At 59.1% G+C, this 18,729-nt stretch carries 19 protein-coding genes; 7 read left to right on the forward strand and 12 right to left on the reverse strand.

The annotated features are described in order from the left end of the window. Window positions 1-45 precede the first annotated feature (45 nt). Window positions 46-813, forward strand: coding sequence for a hydroxyacylglutathione hydrolase (gene gloB / locus ACR0M3_RS10825; RefSeq protein ID WP_480482287.1), 768 nt, complete (start codon window positions 46-48; stop codon window positions 811-813). A 174-nt stretch (window positions 814-987) separates the two neighbouring features. Next, entirely contained in the window at window positions 988-3,312 is a 2,325-nt protein-coding gene (clpA, locus tag ACR0M3_RS10830; protein ID WP_480482288.1) for an ATP-dependent Clp protease ATP-binding subunit ClpA, read from the forward strand. 241 nt (window positions 3,313-3,553) lie between these two features. Here the strand turns inward: clpA and ACR0M3_RS10835 are convergent, their stop codons facing one another. From ACR0M3_RS10835 to ACR0M3_RS10845, 3 genes are all read right to left on the reverse strand, one after another. Further along, window positions 3,554-5,296 carry a peptidoglycan -binding protein gene (locus ACR0M3_RS10835; protein WP_480539349.1) on the reverse strand — a complete coding sequence of 581 codons (1,743 nt, stop codon included), beginning with the start codon at window positions 5,294-5,296 and terminating at the stop codon, window positions 3,554-3,556. A gap of 3 nt (window positions 5,297-5,299) precedes the next feature. Next, window positions 5,300-6,478 carry a biopolymer transporter ExbB gene (locus ACR0M3_RS10840; RefSeq protein WP_480487544.1) on the reverse strand — a complete coding sequence of 393 codons (1,179 nt, stop codon included), beginning with the start codon at window positions 6,476-6,478 and terminating at the stop codon, window positions 5,300-5,302. A 69-nt stretch (window positions 6,479-6,547) separates the two neighbouring features. After that, complete coding sequence (locus ACR0M3_RS10845) at window positions 6,548-7,078, reverse strand: gamma-glutamylcyclotransferase (RefSeq protein ID WP_480487542.1); 531 nt, start codon at window positions 7,076-7,078, stop codon at window positions 6,548-6,550. Window positions 7,079-7,145: 67 nt separating this feature from the next. Here ACR0M3_RS10845 and ACR0M3_RS10850 point away from each other — a divergent pair, with 67 nt between their 5' ends. After that, window positions 7,146-8,147, forward strand: coding sequence for a DUF2125 domain-containing protein (locus ACR0M3_RS10850; protein ID WP_480910673.1), 1,002 nt, complete (start codon window positions 7,146-7,148; stop codon window positions 8,145-8,147). Here the strand turns inward: ACR0M3_RS10850 and ACR0M3_RS10855 are convergent. The 4 genes from ACR0M3_RS10855 to ACR0M3_RS10870 all read right to left on the reverse strand — a co-directional run bounded on the left by ACR0M3_RS10855 (window position 8,144) and on the right by ACR0M3_RS10870 (window position 12,474). Then, the gene (locus ACR0M3_RS10855; RefSeq protein ID WP_480910675.1) at window positions 8,144-8,995 is read right to left on the reverse strand and encodes an extensin-like domain-containing protein; all 852 of its coding nucleotides are present in this window, start codon (window positions 8,993-8,995) and stop codon (window positions 8,144-8,146) included. The two genes, ACR0M3_RS10850 and ACR0M3_RS10855, sit on opposite strands and share 4 nt — an antisense overlap. Continuing rightward, window positions 8,992-9,912, reverse strand: coding sequence for a prephenate/arogenate dehydrogenase family protein (locus ACR0M3_RS10860; protein ID WP_480910677.1), 921 nt, complete (start codon window positions 9,910-9,912; stop codon window positions 8,992-8,994). Before ACR0M3_RS10860 ends, ACR0M3_RS10855 begins: the two co-directional genes overlap by 4 nt. Continuing rightward, entirely contained in the window at window positions 9,909-10,994 is a 1,086-nt protein-coding gene (gene hisC, locus ACR0M3_RS10865) for a histidinol-phosphate transaminase (protein WP_480910679.1), read from the reverse strand. The genes ACR0M3_RS10860 and hisC overlap by 4 nt, the downstream gene beginning before the upstream one ends. Window positions 10,995-11,058: 64 nt before the next feature. Next, window positions 11,059-12,474, reverse strand: coding sequence for an aminotransferase class V-fold PLP-dependent enzyme (locus ACR0M3_RS10870; RefSeq protein ID WP_480910681.1), 1,416 nt, complete (start codon window positions 12,472-12,474; stop codon window positions 11,059-11,061). Between the two features lie 102 nt (window positions 12,475-12,576). On the opposite strand from ACR0M3_RS10870, the gene ACR0M3_RS10875 reads away from it, so the two are divergent. After that, window positions 12,577-13,038: an Lrp/AsnC family transcriptional regulator gene (locus ACR0M3_RS10875; protein WP_480773784.1), complete on the forward strand. Its 462-nt coding sequence runs from the start codon at window positions 12,577-12,579 to the stop codon at window positions 13,036-13,038. Here ACR0M3_RS10875 and ACR0M3_RS10880 read toward each other — a convergent pair whose 3' ends face one another. Beyond that, on the reverse strand, window positions 13,039-13,911 hold the full coding sequence (locus ACR0M3_RS10880; protein WP_480910684.1) for a LysR family transcriptional regulator: 873 nt from the start codon (window positions 13,909-13,911) through the stop codon (window positions 13,039-13,041). A gap of 93 nt (window positions 13,912-14,004) precedes the next feature. Here ACR0M3_RS10880 and ACR0M3_RS10885 point away from each other — a divergent pair, with 93 nt between their 5' ends. Continuing rightward, window positions 14,005-14,286 (forward strand): DUF1330 domain-containing protein, encoded by a 282-nt coding sequence (locus ACR0M3_RS10885; RefSeq protein WP_480546152.1) that lies wholly within the window; start codon window positions 14,005-14,007, stop codon window positions 14,284-14,286. Window positions 14,287-14,344: 58 nt separating this feature from the next. Here ACR0M3_RS10885 and rpsD read toward each other — a convergent pair whose 3' ends face one another. Both rpsD and ACR0M3_RS10895 read right to left on the reverse strand, forming a co-directional pair. Then, complete coding sequence (rpsD, locus tag ACR0M3_RS10890; protein ID WP_170374584.1) at window positions 14,345-14,965, reverse strand: 30S ribosomal protein S4; 621 nt, start codon at window positions 14,963-14,965, stop codon at window positions 14,345-14,347. 271 nt (window positions 14,966-15,236) lie between these two features. Continuing rightward, a complete protein-coding gene (locus ACR0M3_RS10895; protein ID WP_480910686.1) occupies window positions 15,237-15,680 on the reverse strand; it encodes a hypothetical protein in 444 nt (147 codons plus the stop codon). 277 nt (window positions 15,681-15,957) lie between these two features. Between ACR0M3_RS10895 and ACR0M3_RS10900 the strand changes: the two genes are divergently transcribed. Beyond that, window positions 15,958-16,401 (forward strand): hypothetical protein, encoded by a 444-nt coding sequence (locus ACR0M3_RS10900; RefSeq protein WP_480546153.1) that lies wholly within the window; start codon window positions 15,958-15,960, stop codon window positions 16,399-16,401. A gap of 12 nt (window positions 16,402-16,413) precedes the next feature. On the opposite strand, the gene ACR0M3_RS10905 is transcribed toward ACR0M3_RS10900, so the two are convergent. Both ACR0M3_RS10905 and ACR0M3_RS10910 read right to left on the reverse strand, forming a co-directional pair. Then, window positions 16,414-17,055, reverse strand: coding sequence for an NAD(P)-dependent oxidoreductase (locus ACR0M3_RS10905; protein ID WP_480910688.1), 642 nt, complete (start codon window positions 17,053-17,055; stop codon window positions 16,414-16,416). Then, the gene (locus ACR0M3_RS10910) at window positions 17,052-17,960 is read right to left on the reverse strand and encodes an EamA family transporter (protein WP_480539367.1); all 909 of its coding nucleotides are present in this window, start codon (window positions 17,958-17,960) and stop codon (window positions 17,052-17,054) included. The genes ACR0M3_RS10905 and ACR0M3_RS10910 overlap by 4 nt, the downstream gene beginning before the upstream one ends. 78 nt (window positions 17,961-18,038) lie before the next feature. Here ACR0M3_RS10910 and ACR0M3_RS10915 point away from each other — a divergent pair, with 78 nt between their 5' ends. Next, on the forward strand, window positions 18,039-18,533 hold the full coding sequence (locus ACR0M3_RS10915; protein ID WP_480773789.1) for a MarR family winged helix-turn-helix transcriptional regulator: 495 nt from the start codon (window positions 18,039-18,041) through the stop codon (window positions 18,531-18,533). The last annotated feature ends 196 nt before the right edge of the window (window positions 18,534-18,729 follow it).

An 18,729-nucleotide genomic window follows, 5' to 3' on the forward strand; every position in this document is an offset into this window, starting at 1 on the left:
ATCGGCTTAGCTGGGCGCAGTCTAGCAATGAAAGGGCAAAAGGCCATGCCTCTTGAAATCGTTACAATCCCGTGCCTCAGCGACAATTACGCCTTTCTGGCCCATGACAGCGGCAATGGCCAGACTGCGCTGATCGATGCGCCCGAAGCCGCGCCGATTCTTGCAGCACTGGAAGATCGGGGATGGAGCTTGTCACATGTGCTGCTGACCCATCATCACTGGGATCACGTTGAAGGGCTGCCCGAAATTCTGACCCATCACCCCGCAAAGGTCATCGGTGCGGCCGCCGACGCGCACCGCCTGCCCCCACTGGACCAGCAGGTTGCCGAAGGCGACAGCTTTGAGGTGGGTGGCGAACTGGTCGAGGTGCTGGACGTTTCGGGGCACACGGTTGGTCATGTCGCGTTTTATCTTCCGCAAAGCGCGGTCGTCTTTACCGCTGACAGCCTGATGGCCCTCGGGTGTGGGCGTCTGTTCGAAGGCAGCCCGGCGCAGATGTGGGCGTCGCTGAGCAAGCTGGCCGCTTTGCCGGACGACACCCTTGTCTGTTCGGGGCATGAATATACACAATCCAACGCGAAATTCGCCATTACCGTCGATCCCGAGAACGCTGCGCTGAAACAGCGAATTGCCGATATCGACCGCGCCCGCGCCGCTGGCGAAGCCACTGTTCCGTCGGTTTTGGCGCTTGAAAAAGCCACCAACCCGTTCCTGAGGGCCACGGATCCGGCGATTCAGGCCCATCTTGGTATGGTAAACGCCGATCCTGCGGCGGTTTTCGCCGAAATCCGGGGTAGAAAAGACAGGTTCTGATGCTTATTTGCCCCTCTTCACGGCCACGGTCACAACAAATGTGACTGTCAAGTGAAAGAAAACCCTTGAAGCCGGGCCACGATCAACCAAACTCTAATAGTATGAGGACATGGTTGGGATGGGGTTCCGGCCGAAAGCCCGCCCCCTTCTGACCCAAGACAGAGGAGCACCCGCGTGCCTTCATTCTCGAGCACACTGGAACAAGCCATCCACGCGGCCCTTGCGGCTGCGAATGAACGGCGACACGAATTTGCAACGCTGGAGCATTTGCTGCTGGCGCTTCTGGAAGAACCCGATGCGGTACGCGTCATGAAAGCGTGCAGCGTTGATCTGGACGAGTTGCGCAGCACTCTGGTTGAGTTCATCGACGAGGACCTATCGAATCTGGTCACGGATATTGACGGGTCCGAAGCCGTACCAACGGCAGCGTTCCAGCGCGTCATTCAACGCGCCGCGATTCATGTGCAAAGCTCGGGCCGGACCGAAGTGACCGGTGCCAATGTGCTGGTCGCGATATTCGCTGAACGCGAAAGCAATGCCGCCTATTTCCTGCAGGAACAGGACATGACCCGGTATGACGCGGTCAATTTCATCGCCCATGGCGTGGCCAAAGACCCCGCGTATGGCGAAAGCCGGTCGGTATCCGGTGCGGATCAGGTGGAAGAAGAAGCTCAGACAGGTTCCGGCGACACGGAACAAAAGGAAAGTGCGCTTGGGAAATATTGCATTGACCTGAACGCGAAATCGCGTGCGGGTGATGTCGATCCTCTGATCGGGCGCGCGGATGAGGTGGAACGCTGTATCCAGGTGCTGTGCCGCCGCCGCAAGAACAACCCGCTGCTGGTGGGCGATCCGGGCGTGGGCAAAACCGCCATCGCCGAAGGTCTGGCGCACAAGATCGTCGCCGGAGAGGCGCCGGATGTCTTGGCAAACACCACCATCTACTCGCTGGACATGGGTGCGCTGCTGGCCGGGACCCGTTATCGCGGCGATTTCGAGGAACGCCTGAAAGCGGTTGTAACCGAGCTGGAAGAGCACCCCGACGCGGTGCTGTTCATCGACGAAATTCACACCGTGATCGGTGCTGGTGCAACCTCGGGCGGGGCAATGGATGCGTCGAACCTGCTGAAACCTGCGTTGCAGGGCGGCAAGCTGCGCACCATGGGCTCGACCACCTACAAAGAGTTTCGCCAGCATTTTGAAAAGGACCGCGCCCTGTCGCGCCGGTTCCAGAAGATCGATGTGAACGAGCCTTCGGTTGAAGACAGCGTCAAGATCCTGCGCGGTCTGAAGCCTTATTTCGAAAAACATCACGACATCAAGTATACCGCTGATGCGATCAAAACGGCGGTCGAGCTGTCGGCACGTTACATCAACGACCGCAAGCTGCCCGACAAGGCCATCGACGTGATTGACGAGGCTGGCGCGGCGCAGCATCTGGTGGCGGAAAGCAAACGGCGCAAAACCATTGGTGTCAAAGAGATTGAGGCCGTGGTTGCCAAGATCGCCCGCATCCCGCCCAAGAACGTCACCAAGGACGATGCCGAGGTGCTGAAAGACCTCGAAGCCTCGCTGAAACGGGTGGTGTTTGGTCAGAATCTGGCGATCGAGGCGCTGGCCAGCGCAATCAAACTGGCCCGCGCCGGCCTGCGGGAACCCGAAAAGCCCATCGGCAACTATCTGTTTGCCGGCCCGACCGGCGTGGGCAAGACCGAGGTGGCGAAACAGCTGGCGGACACGCTGGGCGTTGAACTGCTGCGTTTCGACATGTCGGAATACATGGAGAAACACGCGGTCAGCCGTCTGATCGGCGCGCCTCCGGGCTATGTCGGGTTCGATCAGGGCGGCCTGCTGACCGACGGTGTCGACCAGCATCCACATTGTGTGTTGCTGCTGGACGAGATTGAAAAGGCGCACCCGGACGTGTTCAACATCCTGTTGCAGGTGATGGACCATGGGGAACTGACCGACCATAACGGCCGTACAGTGAACTTCCGCAACGTGGTGCTGATCATGACCTCGAACGCGGGGGCGCAAGAGCAGGCCAAGGCCGCGATCGGGTTCGGTCGTGACCGTCGCGAGGGCGAAGACACCGCCGCGATTGAACGCATGTTCACGCCGGAATTCCGCAACCGTCTGGATGCCGTGATCTCGTTCGCGCCGCTGCCGAAAGAGGTCATTTTGCAGGTGGTCGAGAAATTCGTCCTGCAACTGGAAGCGCAGTTGCTGGATCGTGGTGTGACCATTGATCTGACACCCAAGGCCGCCGAATGGCTGGCGGATAAAGGGTATGACGACAAGATGGGTGCGCGCCCGCTGGGCCGCGTCATTCAGGAATACATCAAGAAACCGCTGGCCGAAGAGTTGTTGTTTGGCAAGCTGGCAAAAGGTGGTGTGGTCCGTGTCTCGGTGAAGAAGGGTGATCTGGATCTTGAGATCCTTGGCCCGGATCAACCGCGTATTTCCGGTGACAAGCCCCCGCTGCTGACGGCGGACTGATCGCCCGTCGCATTTAACAGAAAACCCGCCTACCAAGGCGGGTTTTTATTTCGCCCAGCACAGGCAAGGACTTATCTGCTCAACCGGGGCGCGTTGGCTATCTCGGTTAGGCTGCGTGTGAAACGTCTGGCGGACATGCACCGCCTTGATTTTCCAACGGTTCGGGTCGCTGGGGTCGGTATCGCCAATAACCGGTTGCGGATCGGCTGTTTGTTTTCGTGGCTGCTAAGGGCCAGTGGCCTTACCTTTCGGTCAGCTTCAACTCGATCCGGCGGTTTTGCGCGTGTGCCTCGGGCGTGTCAGCGGGGTTTACGGGCTGGAATTCACCAAACCCGTTGGCTGCAAGGCGGTTGGGCGGAATGCCCAGCGCGTCAACCATATAGCGCACAACCGACAGCGCGCGACCCTGGCTGAGCTCCCAGTTGTCGCGATACCGCCCCGACCCGGCCAGAGGAACGTTGTCGGTATGGCCGTCGACCCGGATCACCCAGTTCAGACCGGGCGGGATTTCAGCAGCGACACTGCGCAGGATGCTGGCCACCTTGGCGACTTCCTGCTGCCCTTCTGCGGACAGCACGGCGGACCCGGTCGGAAACAGAACCTCGGACGAGAACACGAACCGGTCGCCTTCGATGCGCACCCCTTCCTGACCGCCAAGGACGTCCCGCAAACGACCAAAGAATTCCGAGCGATAGCGTTGCAGGTCCTCGGCCTGTGCCGCCAGTTCCTGGTTCTGCCCGGCCAGAGCCTTGGCCTCGGCCTCAAGACGCAGGCGCTCCGCTTCTTCCAGCAGACGGCGCCTGCGTTCTTCGGATGCGGCACGGGCCAGTGCGGCGTTCAGGTCCTGCCCTAAGGTCTGAATCTGCACCTCGGCGGCGGCGTTGCGTTCTTCGAAATCATCAAGCAAAGCCTGCAAAGAGCCCAATTGCCCGCGCAGGGCGGCGATCTGCTGGTTCAGCAGGGCGGCCTCTCTCTGCGCCTCGGCAGAGATTTCTTTTTCATCCGAAAGCGTCGCATTGGCGAGGTCCAATAAGGCCTGCCGCTGCTCGGCCAGAGAGCGTTGCGCATCGGCATCCGCCTGCGCTTGTGTCTGCGCCTGCAAAGCGGATTCAAGCTGGGCCCGCAGTTCATCGGGGTTCACGTCGCCAAACTGACGCTCCAACGCGGCACGCGCCGCCTGTGCTGCCGCCAGCAGGGTGAGTGTGTCTTCAGCCTCTTTGCGCTGCGCTTCGAGTGCGAGTGTCATGGCCGTCAGTTCGGCATCGGCATCCTGAAGGCGGTTACGCAATGCTTCGGCGGCGGCGGCTTCGGCCAGACGGGCGGCCTCTTCATCGCTGAGCTGCTGTTCAAGGTTGGTGATCTGGGCGTCCCGGTCGGCGCTGCCTTGCTCCAGATCCGCCACCAGTGCTTCCAGTGCTTCCCGACGGGCAGCGGCCAAACGGGCGGCTTCGGTCTGTGCGTCGATTTCCTCGCGGCTTTGGGCAAGCGCCAGGTTCAACGCCTCCTGCTCGGTCAGCAGTTTCGCGCGCTGCGATTCAAGCGCTGCAATATCACCCAGTGCCCGTTCCTGTTCGGCCAGCAGGGCGGCAACTTGCGCTTCGAAATTGGTGATCCGGGTCTGTGCCTGATCCAAAGCGACAGCCTGTCGGTCGCGCTCGGTGGTCAGTGATGCGATCAGTGACTGGGCTTGCGCCAGATCGTCTTCGGCCTGCGACAGGGTGGTATTCAACGCCCCAAGCCGCGCCTGCAACCGGCTGTTTTCGCGTTCTTCCAGCCCCAGCGCCCCCGCCAGCGCCGCGATTTCGTCGGCCAATGTGGTCAGTTCGTCTTCCTGACCCGAGATGGTTTCGCGCAGCACAAACTGGATCACCATGAAGATGGTCAGCACAAAGGTCAGCACCATCAACAGCCCCGTCATCGCGTCGACGAAACCGGGCCAGACCGAGCCCTGGAACCGTTGACCGGTGCGGCGGGACAGCGCCATGGGCTATTCTCCTTCCGGCGAGGTGCGTACCGCACCGCGCGGCAGGGTCAGCGCCTTGACCAGCAGTTCAATATCCTTGCGGAACTCGTTCATGCTTTCCTGCCGACCCGCCGATATCTCTTCGAGGATACGCAGCAGCTGCACATCCATCGAGCGCAGGCGCATCCGGCTTTCGGCGTCGATACCTTCACCCGCACCGTGATCGCGCATGTGATCCAGCAGGGCTTCCTGACCCAGCGCCACGCGTTCCAACACCGCTGTGACACTTTCGGTATTGGCCTGACGGTTGTTCATCTCACCGATCACATCGACCAGCAAACCCAGCTTGGCGGAAACCTCGGCCCGGTCGCTTTCCTGCGCTGAAAACAGATCCTGCAACGCGTCCATCTGTTCGGACATGGCGTCCAGCACCGGCGTGAGCACGGCTATTTCGGCACCGCCTTCTTCTCCACCCGCGAAACCTACACGGGTGATCGAAGACAGCCATTCTTCGAGCTCACGATAGAAACGGTTCTGGCCGTGCCCTGCGAAAACTTCGAGCAGACCGACGATCAGCGACCCGGCCAGACCCAGCAGAGACGATCCGAACGCAACGCCCATTCCCTGCAACTGCGCTTCGAGCCCGGTCATCAGGCGGTTGAACACGGCCAGCCCTTCTTCGCCCTCTTGCGGATTAAGGCTGCGGATCGTATCGACGATGGCAGGTACGGTTGTCGCCAAACCGAAGAATGTGCCCAAAAGACCCAGATAGATCAGCACATTGGTGATATAGCGAGTGATCTCCCGCTCTTCCTCGACCCGTTCGGCTACGGAATCCAGAATCGAGCGGGTTGAAGTGGAGCTGATCTGCGACCGCGCGCCCCGTTCGCGCAGCAACGAGGCCAAAGGTGCAAGCAATTGCGGCGTGCGGGCGTCTTCGCGCACTACACCGCCAACAAAGGCCTCGATCCAGCGTACGGATCCGATCAGTTGCGTCACCTGATAGAAACAGGCAAGAACGCCGATCAGAAAAACCATCAGGATGAAGCCGTTCAGGTACGGGTTGGCGAAGAAAACCGGTAACACATAGGGCAGCGCCAGAAACACACCCAGCCCGGACAGGCCGATCGCCATCAACATCAACAGAATCTGCCGTGTTGGATGCGAGAAATGGGGTCTCGCGCCCTGATGTGCCTGCGCCATGCGCGTGGTTCCCGGTATTTGCCTGCTCTGCGTCGAAACTAGCGAAATTCCACTGGGGACGCCAAGAGTTTATGCGGTAATACTGCGCACCCGTTGCGCCAACCACTCAAGATCGGCGTCGCGCAGGCCGATCTCGGCCAGATGTTCGGCGGTATTGTACAGGTATTCGTCATTCGGGCCGCGCCCGCCAACCGCATGGGCGATGATCCGGGCCTGATCCTCCAACGGCATCCCGCCGCAATACTGCACATGGTCGGCATCGATCACATAGGTCACGGCGTTGACAATGTCGCCATTTTCCAGATGCACATCCAGCATACGTTCGACATAGGCCGACGAGATCAGCTCGCGCTCGCGCAGTTCGTGCAGGGTGCGGTCTTCGTGACCGGTTTCAACCGCAAGGGCCAGACCGGTGCAGGTCGCGTTTGCCTGTTCGTCCAGCGCCAGCACCAGCCCCGGTTCTTCCTCGGTTCCCCGGTGGTGGATCGAGCTCATGCAGAAGGACCGGGCATAGCCATGCAGTGTCGCGCGTTCGCTGCGCGCGACCGGAAAGCCCGGATTCCACAGCAGCGATCCATAACCGAAAACCCACATCGTCATTGCACTGGTCCTTGCCCGTTTGGGCCTATAAACATCAATTCCGAGGCAGGAAAAAGGGCCAAAGCTCATGCGCCGTGTCATACGAGTGATCATTTTTATCGGCATCCTTTGGAGCGCCTATTGGTTTGTCGCCGGATATGGTCTGCGCGCGGCAATCACTGGCTGGTTTGATCAACAACAGGCGCGCGGCTGGCTGGCTGATTTCTCGGACGTGGCAACGGCAGGGTATCCGACCCATCACGTGACTCGTCTGAACAACCCTGCCCTTGCAGATCCGGTGAATGGCACAGCCTGGCGTGCGGACTGGATCGAATTCGAAAGCCCCGCGATCTGGCCCGGCCGGCAGGTGCTGCGGTTTGCCGAGACGCCGCAACGACTGTCTTACTACGATCAAACCTCAACGATTGTTGCCGATGAATTGATTGCAGAACTACAGTTGCAGCCCGGCGTTTCGCTTGTGCTTGAGAAACTGGCGCTGACGGCAGGGGCGTGGTCGGTGACCGAGAACACCACTGCACTGGCCGCCGGGGACACCCTGAGCCTGATCATGGCGCAAACATCCCAGCCCGAAGCCTATGCCATTACCGCCCGCGCGGATGGGTTCACACCCGGTGACCGGTTGCGGGCCCTTATGAATTCGGCCGCGTCGCTGCCGCAGTCCTTCGAAACACTGGAACTGGACATGGTCACCACGTTCAGCAAAGTCTGGGACAGGTCAGCGCTGGAGGACAGCAGACCACAGCCCGTGGCCATCGACCTGCGACTGGCCGAGATCAAATGGGGTGGGTTGCGTCTGTTTGCTGCCGGTCAACTGGATGTAGACGCGCAGGGTGTTCCCAGTGGTGAGATCGCCGTCAAGGCCGAGAACTGGCGCGATATGATCGATATGGCAAACGCGGCAGGCGCCCTGCCCGATCAGGCGGTTGATCCTGTCACCCGCGCACTGAACTTTCTGGCAGGGCTGGGCGGCAACCCCAACGCGCTGGACCTTCAGCTGAACTTCCGGGATGGTTTCGTCGCCCTGGGGCCGGTGCCGCTGGGCCCTGCCCCGCGGCTGATCCTTCGTTAACGGCAATACGCTCCGCTGCGGTAGCGTGCCGTATCCAGATGGAAATGATCGCGATGGTAGCTGTCCGAGTTCGGCCCCAAAACGGTGCCGAACGGGCCACACGCGCCGCGCCAGATTTTCTGCAGCTGCTTCTGTGACGGGTTTTTGCGCCATCCTTCCAAGACGGTCACCACCTCACCATCGGCCATTTTGAAGGCCGAAATATCGATCGCGCGCCCTTTGCCGTGCTCGGAAATCCGCGCGCCTTTACGATTGTTGCGGGTTCGGCAGGCATAATGAGCCGCCACCTGCAACTCGACCACCGGGCCGCGACGTTTGAAGGTGGGTTTGACTGTCTTATCGACCCATTTGTTCAGCGCAACGGCGGTGCCGCAATCCATTGTCGACGGGCGGCTGAGTGCCACACCGGAAACAGAGGTGATCTGCACCGCATCTTTTACGCCACAGGCTGAATTCTCGCTGCCGACCCTTCCGACGGGCTTGCCCTGAATGGCGATATCTCCGCAAACGGACCCTTTGCGCAGTTTGCGTTTTTTGAAAAGCACCTGCTGTTCAAGCGATTCAGGTCTCATGTTAGGCATCAGCGAGGTGTCGGGCCCCAGCAGCGGCAAATCCGAAGGTCGCGCCAGTGCAGCAGTGACCTGCGGTGAAACCGGACGTGAGATGGGGCGCAGATCGGTTATGGCCGCGACGGACACCGGGGCAACGGCGGACACAACCTGCACGTTTTGCTGGTCCAGAATCGGACGTGCAGGTGGGACCAGAGATCGTTCCAGAGGGGCTGCCTGTGTGGCCACGGCGCACAACGCCATGATCCCGATCAGAAATTGCCCCCGGTATGACCTCATGAACCTGCCTTTCCCCGCCCGAAATCCGGTGCGTCGGTGTCCTGCCCCGCATCGATGATGCCGCGACGAATAGCACGGGTATGGGTAAAGTAGTCAAACAAATGTTCCCCGTCCCCGGTGCGGATGGCACGTTGCAGCGCAAACAGCTCTTCCGTGAACCGGCCCAGGATTTCCAGCGTCGCATCTTTGTTGGACAGGAACACATCACGCCACATGGTCGGGTCCGATGCCGCGATGCGGGTGAAATCCCGAAAACCCGCAGCCGAGTATTTGATCACTTCGCTATCGGTCACCCGGCGCAGATCGTCGGCCACACCAACCATCGTGTAGGCGATCAGGTGCGGCGCATGGGACGTGACGGCCAGAACCAGATCGTGATGATCCGCGTCCATCTCATCCACATGGGAGCCCATACCTTCCCACAACGCCCGAAGGCGGGCGATTGCATCCGGGTCGGTCCCTTCGACAGGCACCAGCAGGCACCAGCGATTGTCGAACAATTTTGCGAAACCCGATTCCGGACCGGAATGCTCTGTCCCAGCCAAAGGATGCGCGGGAATGAAATGCACACCTTTGGGGATATGCGGCTGAACCGCCTGAATGACATGCCGCTTGACCGACCCCACGTCCGACAGGGTCGCGCCGGGCTTGAGCACGGGCGCGATGTCTTCTGCGACGGCCCCCATTGCCCCCACGGGCACGCAAAGAACGACAAGATCAGCACCTTCGACCGCTTCGCGCGCCGTGTCACAGACGCGGTCGCACAGCCCGATTCTGCGCGCCGTGTCACGTGTCGCCTCGGACCGGGCATAGCCGGTCACTTCCCCGGCCAGGCCCCCACGCTTGATCGACCAGAACATGGAGGAGGCAATCAGGCCCAGCCCGATCAGCGCAACCCGGTCGTAAATCTGGCTCATGCTGCACCCTCTTTGAATGCTGTAATCGCCGCAACGACGCGGCGGCAGGCTTCCTCATCGCCCACGGTGATCCGCAGGGCATTCGGCAGGTTGTAGCCTGCAACCCGGCGGACAATCAAACCCTGCGTCTTCAGATAGTCGTCACAGGCCTCGGCCTCGGTCCTGTCGGCAAAACGCGCGAGGATGAAATTGGTGCAGGACGGGTCCGAGGGCACGCCGATCTTGTCCAGCTCCTCGGCCAGCCACACCCGAAGGCGCGCATTTTCGGATTGGCAGAACGTCAGGAAATCGACGTCGCTGATCGCTGCTTCGGCTGCGGCCAGTGCTGTCAAAGACAGGTTGAAGGGCTGACGCACCCGGTTCAGTACATCGATAATCGATCGGTGCGCATACCCCCAGCCGACCCGCATCCCGCCCAGCCCGTACACTTTCGAGAATGTACGGGTCATGATCACGTTCTCATACGCATCCACCAAAGACGCGCCGCCATCGAAACCGTCGACGAATTCGGCATAGGCGCCGTCCAAGACCATCAGGCAGGTATCGGGCAGACCCTGCGCCAGACGGTCCAGCTCGTCGTTCGAGATCATGGTCGAGGTCGGGTTACCGGGGTTGGTGACAAACACGATCCGCGTTTGGTTGGTTACGGCGGCCAGAATGGCATCCATATCAACTTTGCGGTCGCGCTCGGCCACCATGACCGGCGTGGCACCTGCCATGCGGGCAATGATCGGGTACATGGAAAACCCGTGCTCGGTATAGACCACCTCATCCCCCGGCCCTGCGTAGGCCTGAGCGATGAATTGCAGCACCTCGTCGCTGCCGACACCGCAGATGATCTGCGCAGGGTCCAGCCCGTGACGTGCGCCGATAGCAGCGCGCAAACTGGCGTGGTCGGTGTTGGGGTACCGATGCAAATTTGCCGCGCTGTCGCGCACCGCCTCAATCGCCTTGGGGCTGGGGCCGAACGGGTTCTCGTTCGAGCTCAGCTTGATCACATGCTCAACACCCGCCACATGCGACTGGCCGCCCTGATAAAGCGCGATGTCCATAATGCCGGGTTGCGGGGTGATCTTGGTCATGAGAGGCTCCGTTGATTGGGCCCCTCATACCTGTCTCAACGGATTGAGAAAAGCGGCAATTCCATCATGCGGCCTTGAAGCGCGCAGTCGCCGGGTCGGCGTTGTAATACGGCACGAATTCCTCGGTACGGCGGGACAGATCATTGACACTGTCGATGATGAATTGAACCGTTTCCTCGCTCATCAGGTACGAGAAATTCAGGCGTACCCAGCCGGGTTTCTTCATCTCTTCGCCCGCAGACAAAGCCGCGTGCAGCGCCTCGGACGCGGCGCGGTCAATCCCCAGCAGGCGGTGGGCATAAGGCCCTGCGCAGGCACACCCGCCACGTGCCTGAATGCCGTAGACGTCGCTGAGCATCCGGGTAAACAGCTGCTGATGCACAGGCTGTCCCGCGTTGTCGCGCACAAGGAAAGAGAAGATCGGCAGGCGATGCGAATTATTGACCCCAAGCAATGTCAGGTGCGGGTTATCCTTCCACCCGTCCAGCGCCATCTGGTTGTACTGCGCCTCGCGTCTTGCGATTTCTTCCGTGCCGACGACATCCTTGACGATAAAGGCAAGCGCCGCGCGGATATCACCGATCACGTTGGGCGTTCCCGCCTCTTCCCGCGCAGACAGGTCCGCACTGTAGTCATGCCGCCACGGTGACACGAAACTGACGGTGCCGCCGCCCGGCCAGCTGGGGCAGTTCCGTTTGACTGCAGCCCGGTTTACGATCAAAACACCCGACGCGCCCGGACCGCCCGGGAACTTGTGCGGAGAAACGACGATCGCATCCTTGCGCGCGTCCGCCGGCCCCATATCCATCGGCAGGTAAGGCCCGCCCCCGGCGTAATCCCAAATCGCCACAGCGCCATGCGCCTTGAGCAACCGCGTCACCGGATTAGGGTCCGTGACAATTCCGGTTACATTGGACGCCGCCGAAAAGGAACCGATCAGAAGATCGGCGCCTGCATGGGTCAACAGCGCGGTTTCCAGCGCCCCGAGGTCAACCCCGCCGCCTTCGGCCTCGGGGATTTCAACCACAAGTGCCTTGCTTTCCCGCCACGGCAGGATGTTCGAGTGGTGCTCGTACGGACCAATCAAGACAACCGGTTGGTCGGCCTCTGCCACCCCGAGCAGGCTGACCAACCGGTTGAGCCCCGCAGTGGCGCCAGACCCGGTGAAGATCACCGCGTCCTCTTCCTGGGCACCAACAATGCGGGCTATTTCCGCCCGCGCCTCGCGGCGCAGATGTGTCATGTAAGATCCGCAGTAAGAGGCCTCGGTGTGGCTGTTCGCGTAAAACGGCAACACATGTTGCGCCACAAAGTCTTCGACCTGCCGCAAGGCGCGACCCGAAGCGACGTAATCCGCATAGACAAGCGACACGTCCCCATGCAGACCCGGGATCAGAACATTTTCTCCGATCAGCCCATCGCGCAGGTTTGAATTGTGAGCGGTGGAACAGAGTTCCGCACGAAACTTGGACAGGGACATTGCATTGGCTCCTAACTGTCCGACTAATGTGATTTATTGTCAGCGCGAAAACTTCACCTATTATTGCATAGATTTTAAAATCTTTGTGTCATATGATCAGTAATGGCATCAAAATTGGATCAAATTGACACACGCATTCTGAAAGAACTGCAGAAGGACGCCACCCTGTCGCAACGGGAGTTAGCGGATCGTGCGGGGCTTTCGCAGAACGCCTGCTGGCGGCGGCTGAAGGCTTTGAACGAAGATGGCGTCCTGATCGGTTCAACCGCCCGCATCGCGCGCGAGAAATTGGGCCTGAGCCTTGTGGTCTTTGTCATGCTGCGCACGCGGCATCATTCGGCCGAGTGGCTACAGGCCTTTCGCAGCCACGTTCTGACGATCCCCGAGGTCGTGGATTTTCATCGGATTGGCGGTGACTACGATTATCAGCTGAAAGTCGTCACACAGGATATGGCGTCTTACGACAGGGTGTATCAACGGCTGATCGAAAAGGTCGAGCTGGACAGCGTCACGTCGTATTTCGCGATGGAAGCAATCGCCGAAGGACGGCCTTTGCCGATTTGATCACGCCGTAAACAGCGGGCGTTTTTGTTTGAAAAAGGGCACCGCGATATCGCGGAACGCGACCAGTTTTGCCGAAGGCCAAACGTCCGGGTGCGCCACGATCCAGATATCTGCGTAGGGTTGCGGTGAAAGGACCGGAACCTGCACCAAGCCCCGAAGTGAGCGGCCCAGAAACACCGGCATACGCACAACGCCCAACCCTGATTGTGCGGTAGCCGCCATCGCGACCATGTCATCAAAGCGCATATGTATCCGCGAGTTCGGATAGATTTTGTCGACGCCGTCCGGCAGGTTCGGCTGCTTTTCATAAAGCAACCAATCCACGGGCGCATTCGGATCTTGCCGCATTCGCTGGGCCCATTCCGACGTGGCAAAACAAGCGCTGTGCTGTTGCGTCAGGCGCAGACCTTTCAACGTATCGCCGGGGTTGCGGCTGATCCGGATCGCAATATCGGCTTCGCGCCGATTAAGGTCCAGAATCTCGTTTGCCGCGCGCACCTGCAAAGACACAGCAGGGTGCCTTTGAGCAAACTCGCCCAGCGCCGGGGCCAGCACATGGGCAATTAACAGTTGCGGCGCGGTTAAGGTCAGCTGCCCTTCCAACCGGGCATCCCGCCCTGACAAACCGCGCAGCATTGCGTGTTCTGCGCTTTCCATCCGGGCAGCATACGCAGCGACTAGGTGCGCTGCTTCTGTCGGCCGATACCCGTCGGTTAGCCTTTCGAACAGCACTTCGCCTGTCGCCGCTTCGGCGCGGGCTATACGGCGCGCGACAGTTGTGTAGTTGACGCCAAGCTCTTGTGCCGCGGCGGACAGGGTACGCCTGCGGACCACGGCGAGTACGGCCCGGTAATCATCCCAATGAATATCCATACATGCAAATTCGCATACCAATGATGCAAATACACGCGTTTTCGCAAAGCAGATCACACCCTAGCTTTTGCCCACACATCAAGGAGCAAAGCCATGATCTATGCCTACGCAAAACTTACCGTAAAGAATCCCGACGCTCTGGCCGCTTATCGCGAGCAGGCCGGGCCTGCACTGGCCCGCCATGGCGGAAAGGTCGAACACGCGACTGCTGAAACAACCGCGCTGGACGGCACACCGGACTTACCTGACGTTGCAGCCCTGCTTTCCTTTCCCAACCGGGACGCTGCACTGGGATGGATCAACGACCCGGAACTAAAAGACATTCACGAGCTGCGTCGCAGCGCAGGCGCGTCAGATATCGTTCTGCTGGGCTGAAAATGAAAAGAGCCGCACCCAAAGGTGCGGCTCTGAATTCCAGGTCGGAAAGCGAAGATCAGTTCTTCGCGTAGAATTCGACGACCAGGTTCGGTTCCATCATGACCGGGTACGGCACATCGCTCAGGCCCGGTGCGCGAACGAACGTTGCGGTCATTTTCGAGTGGTCGGCGTCGATGTAGTCAGGAACATCACGCTCGGCCAAGGCAACAGCTTCCAGAACAACAGCCAGCTGCTTGGACTTGTCACGCACTTCGATGACGTCGCCTTCTTTGACACGGTAGCTGGGGATGTTGACCCGCTTGCCGTTCACTTTGACGTGGCCGTGGTTCACGAACTGACGCGCAGCGAAGACGGTCGGTACAAACTTGGCACGATAGACGACGGCGTCCAGACGGCGCTCCAGCAGGCCGATCAGGTTTTCACCGGTGTCGCCTTTGACACGCTCGGCTTCGGCATAGATGCGGCGGAACTGCTTTTCGGTCAGGTCGCCGTAGTAGCCTTTCAGCTTCTGCTTGGCACGCAGCTGCAGACCGAAGTCCGATAGTTTGCCTTTGCGGCGCTGGCCGTGCTGGCCGGGGCCATATTCACGACGGTTAACCGGGGATTTCGGACGACCCCAGATGTTTTCGCCCATCCGGCGGTCGATTTTGTACTTGGCAGACGTGCGTTTGGTCACGGCTGATCTCCTTCTTTAGGTCGATGCCCAAACGGGCAACTATGAAGGGCGTTGTCCTCTTGAGGTTTCCCTCATGACAGGCTTCCCCTTGCGGGGGCCACCAACACCAATGAAGCCGCGCTTATATCCGCAAAGCCGGCAGAGTCAACACGGCATTCAACGCAGTTTCGAATATCTGCAAAGATATGTTCGCCGCAGGCAGCACAGGCCCCTGCGCGCATAGCGACGGTTGCCGTCACACCGCTTTCATAAAGAAAAATGCAGATCGCGTTCAGGCTGGAAATGCAACGACGTTCCCGCCGCCTTCAGTACCCGCCTTGTGCACCATCACAACCTCGGTCACGTCGACGATCCAGAATTCTTCATCCCGTGGCGGGCAAGCGCCATCGAAAACAATGGTCGGCGCTGCATCATTGGTGTCGGCAACAAGGTTGGCTGAAAACCGCTGCGACCCATTGGTAAGCGTCAAAGCTCCGGTCACGTAGCCGGAGATTTCCCGGACAATCGGAAAGCGGTTCTGCAAACGGGTTGCAGCTCCCCGCGCATATCCAATCTGTTCGACGCTGCTCTCGGCTTCTGCGCTCAGCACTATTGCCTGTCCGCGCCATGACCAAGCCGCACCAACTGCCAGACACGCCAGAGGCGCGTCCTCGAGTCCGTCAATTTCAGTTTGATCCCATGAAATGGCTACCTGACCGTTAACTCCGGCTCTCATCTGCCCACTCGCACTATTTAACATCCCGATATTCAATCATTGCTTATCAGCACCAAATCCGGCGGAAAAGAGACGGGAATGAAGCATTCACAAGAATGTTGCAGAAGTGAATCAAAAATATGTGTTTGCCTTGATCCAAGCTGATTATCTGAGCATCAGCTTGCTGCGGCGACCCAGGGAATGGTTTCTGATCAGAGATCAAGATGGAAAACCCACTCGTGAGAGTGGTGGTCACACTTCCTTAGTCAGACATGCGATCCGACGGAGCGTTTTGGTGATGGGCGCTAAGCTGCTGCCGGACCGTCCATGGACCTTGACGCCGAGTGTAACGGCATTGGCGGCAACATGCGTTCTTTTGACCTTGTTCACTGGTGTGGCCCTGCCGATCTATCTCAAACTGGTGCACACGCTAGGGTCCATGGACGTCACAAGCCAGGCGTATCTGCGCGCCGGTGTCGGTGTGATGCCGGGTCTGGCCATCCTGGGTGAGACATTAACCTGCCCTGTGGCGATAGGGCTTTTCTCGGTCATTGGTGCACCTGCAGTATTTCACCAGCCGCCATGGACCGCCCCGCTGATTCGGCTCATAGCTGCCTTACGTCAGCGACCGTCGATGCCGTGGTGCGGCCTGTTCGTTTTCGTAAGGTCGCGTGACAAGACCGCTTTCGAGAAAACACCCCGCTTGCGAACTGCAGACGGGGCGCTTTGCCAAAACGACTAGGTCGTTGGGGGTTCAATAACCTACGGTAAAGGCGGCGCGTGGATATTTGGGCGATTGAGCCTCATCTACAATTGCCACTGCAAAATCTTCCATGGAGATTTCTGAGTTGCCGGCGTCATCAACAATCAGGTTATCTGTGTCGGTTCTGAAGACGCCCACGCGTTCACCGGGCTGCAATAAGGCGGACGGGCTGGCATAGGTCCAGTTTGCTGAGGCATCCGATGAACAGAGTTCCCACTGCGCCATGGATGCACGTGCGGTTGGGACTATGCTTTCAGGCAGAAAGTCTGGATCTGATAAGACAGTGTGCGGGCTGCCATCGGGCATATGCAGACGAGCGGCACCCCCAATAATAATTACACGAAGACGGACAAGAGATGCGACATGCAGGATGGATCGGGTCAAAGCAACAACTTCGCCTTCACGCCCGGCCGGTGTACGCACAGCGCTTATGGCCAAATCCTGGCCAGCCATCGCAGTGGCCAATGCCGCAGGGTCTGCGACATCTGCAACAACCGGCTTGGCACCTTTGGGTAGTTTTTTGAGCCCCGCCTCATTTCGAACTGCCGCAGTAACCTCATGGCCACGCGAAATGGCCTCAGTCACGACACGAGAACCGACGTCGCCAGTGGCACCAAATACAACAAGTTTCATGAGCATTCTCCTTTTGAGACGAGGTGTGAATTGGAAGTTCTTGAAAGTACGGAAGTGCCCATCTGCCCAGCACGCTGTCCAAGCCAGATTGCCGTGAGCACAACCCCGGCTCCGGCGATCTGGGTGGGCGTCAAAGCCTGACCAAGAAGCATCCATCCAATGATGACTGCGGAAAGCGGGCTGAGAAAACCAAGGGCTGAAACGGCGCCGGGTTCGATCCGGGAAACGCCCCGGAACCATAAGATGTATGTCAGCGCTGCCCCGATCAGAGTGAGATAGACGATGCCGGTGATGTTTTGCGTATTCAATGGTGGAAACGCAGGCTCAAACAGAAGCGCCAAAGGTACCAGCAACAGCCCCCCTGCCGTGAGTTGCCAGGCCGCCAAAGTCAAAAGGGGCACAGGGGCTTGCCACTTCCGGGTCAGAACTGTGCCCGCCCCCATGGAGGCTGCGCCCCCGATGCCCGCAATCACTCCAATCGGATCAAGTGAAATCCCCGAACCAAGAACAAGAAGTCCGACCCCAAAGATACCGATCAGTGCCGCGACCACCGCAGACACCTTGACCGTCGTACCAATCAGCACCCCGGCCAAGAATACGACAATCAAAGGCTGAACCGCCCCAACAGTTGCGGCTACACCGCCAGGCAGCCGGTATGCCGCCACAAATAGCAATGTCCAGAACGCGGTGAAGTTGAGCGCACCGAGAACGAAGGCGCGTATCCACCAGATACCCTGCGGCAATTGCCGGGCAAGAACAAGCAATAGCAGGCCAGCGGGCAAAGCCCGTAGGGCAGCCATAGTGACTGGATACCCGGCCGGAAGGAATTCAGTCGTAACGTAGTACGTGCTGCCCCAGACCAGCGGCGCGATTGCAGTGAGCGCGATGTCGACATGATGTTTCACGAGGAATCTCCATTTATCTTGACGTCAAGATATTCCTTATTCTCTTGACGTCAAGATAAATCTTCGCAATATGCTTCCATGGACCACATTGATCGTATCATTTCGCAATGGAACAAAGCCCGACCCGACCTTGATGTCGGACCGATGGAAACGATTGGGCGTCTCTCCCGCCTGGTGGCTCAACTCAGAAAAGAGATGGACAAAACCTGGAAGGTTTACGGGCTTAACCTCGCCAGCTTTGATGTACTGGCGACTCTGCGCAGATCCGGAAAGCCTGAAGGCTTGTCGCCCGGGGAATTGCTTGACCTGACCATGGTGACGTCCGGGACAATGACCAACCGGATTGACCAGCTCGTCAAGGCTGGTCTGGTAGAGCGCGTACCAAATCCTGAAGATAAACGGGGTTTTTTGATACGTTTGACCAAGGCCGGGTTCTCAAAAATCGAAAATGTCGTTTCAGATCACGTTGAAACACAACATCGGCTCTTGAGAGGGTTATCACTCACGCAGCGCGAAAACCTGAATGAATTGCTCAAAACACTTGGCGAGGCGATTGACGTAGACGCGAAATAAGTACCGGAAAATTGGCGCGCCCCAAGAAACCAACACACTCTCAGAATACGACTTTGCATTGGAACTAACTACCGATGCCTAGGGTCAGGATGCATTGATTTTCAAGGCGCTGCATGATTCACGGCTCGAAAAATGGAGTGGTGATATGAGCGACCTTTTCTGGCTGACCGACGAGCAGATGGCCAAACTTTCCCCT

The sequence above is a fragment of the Ruegeria sp. O5 genome (genome assembly GCF_056535105.1).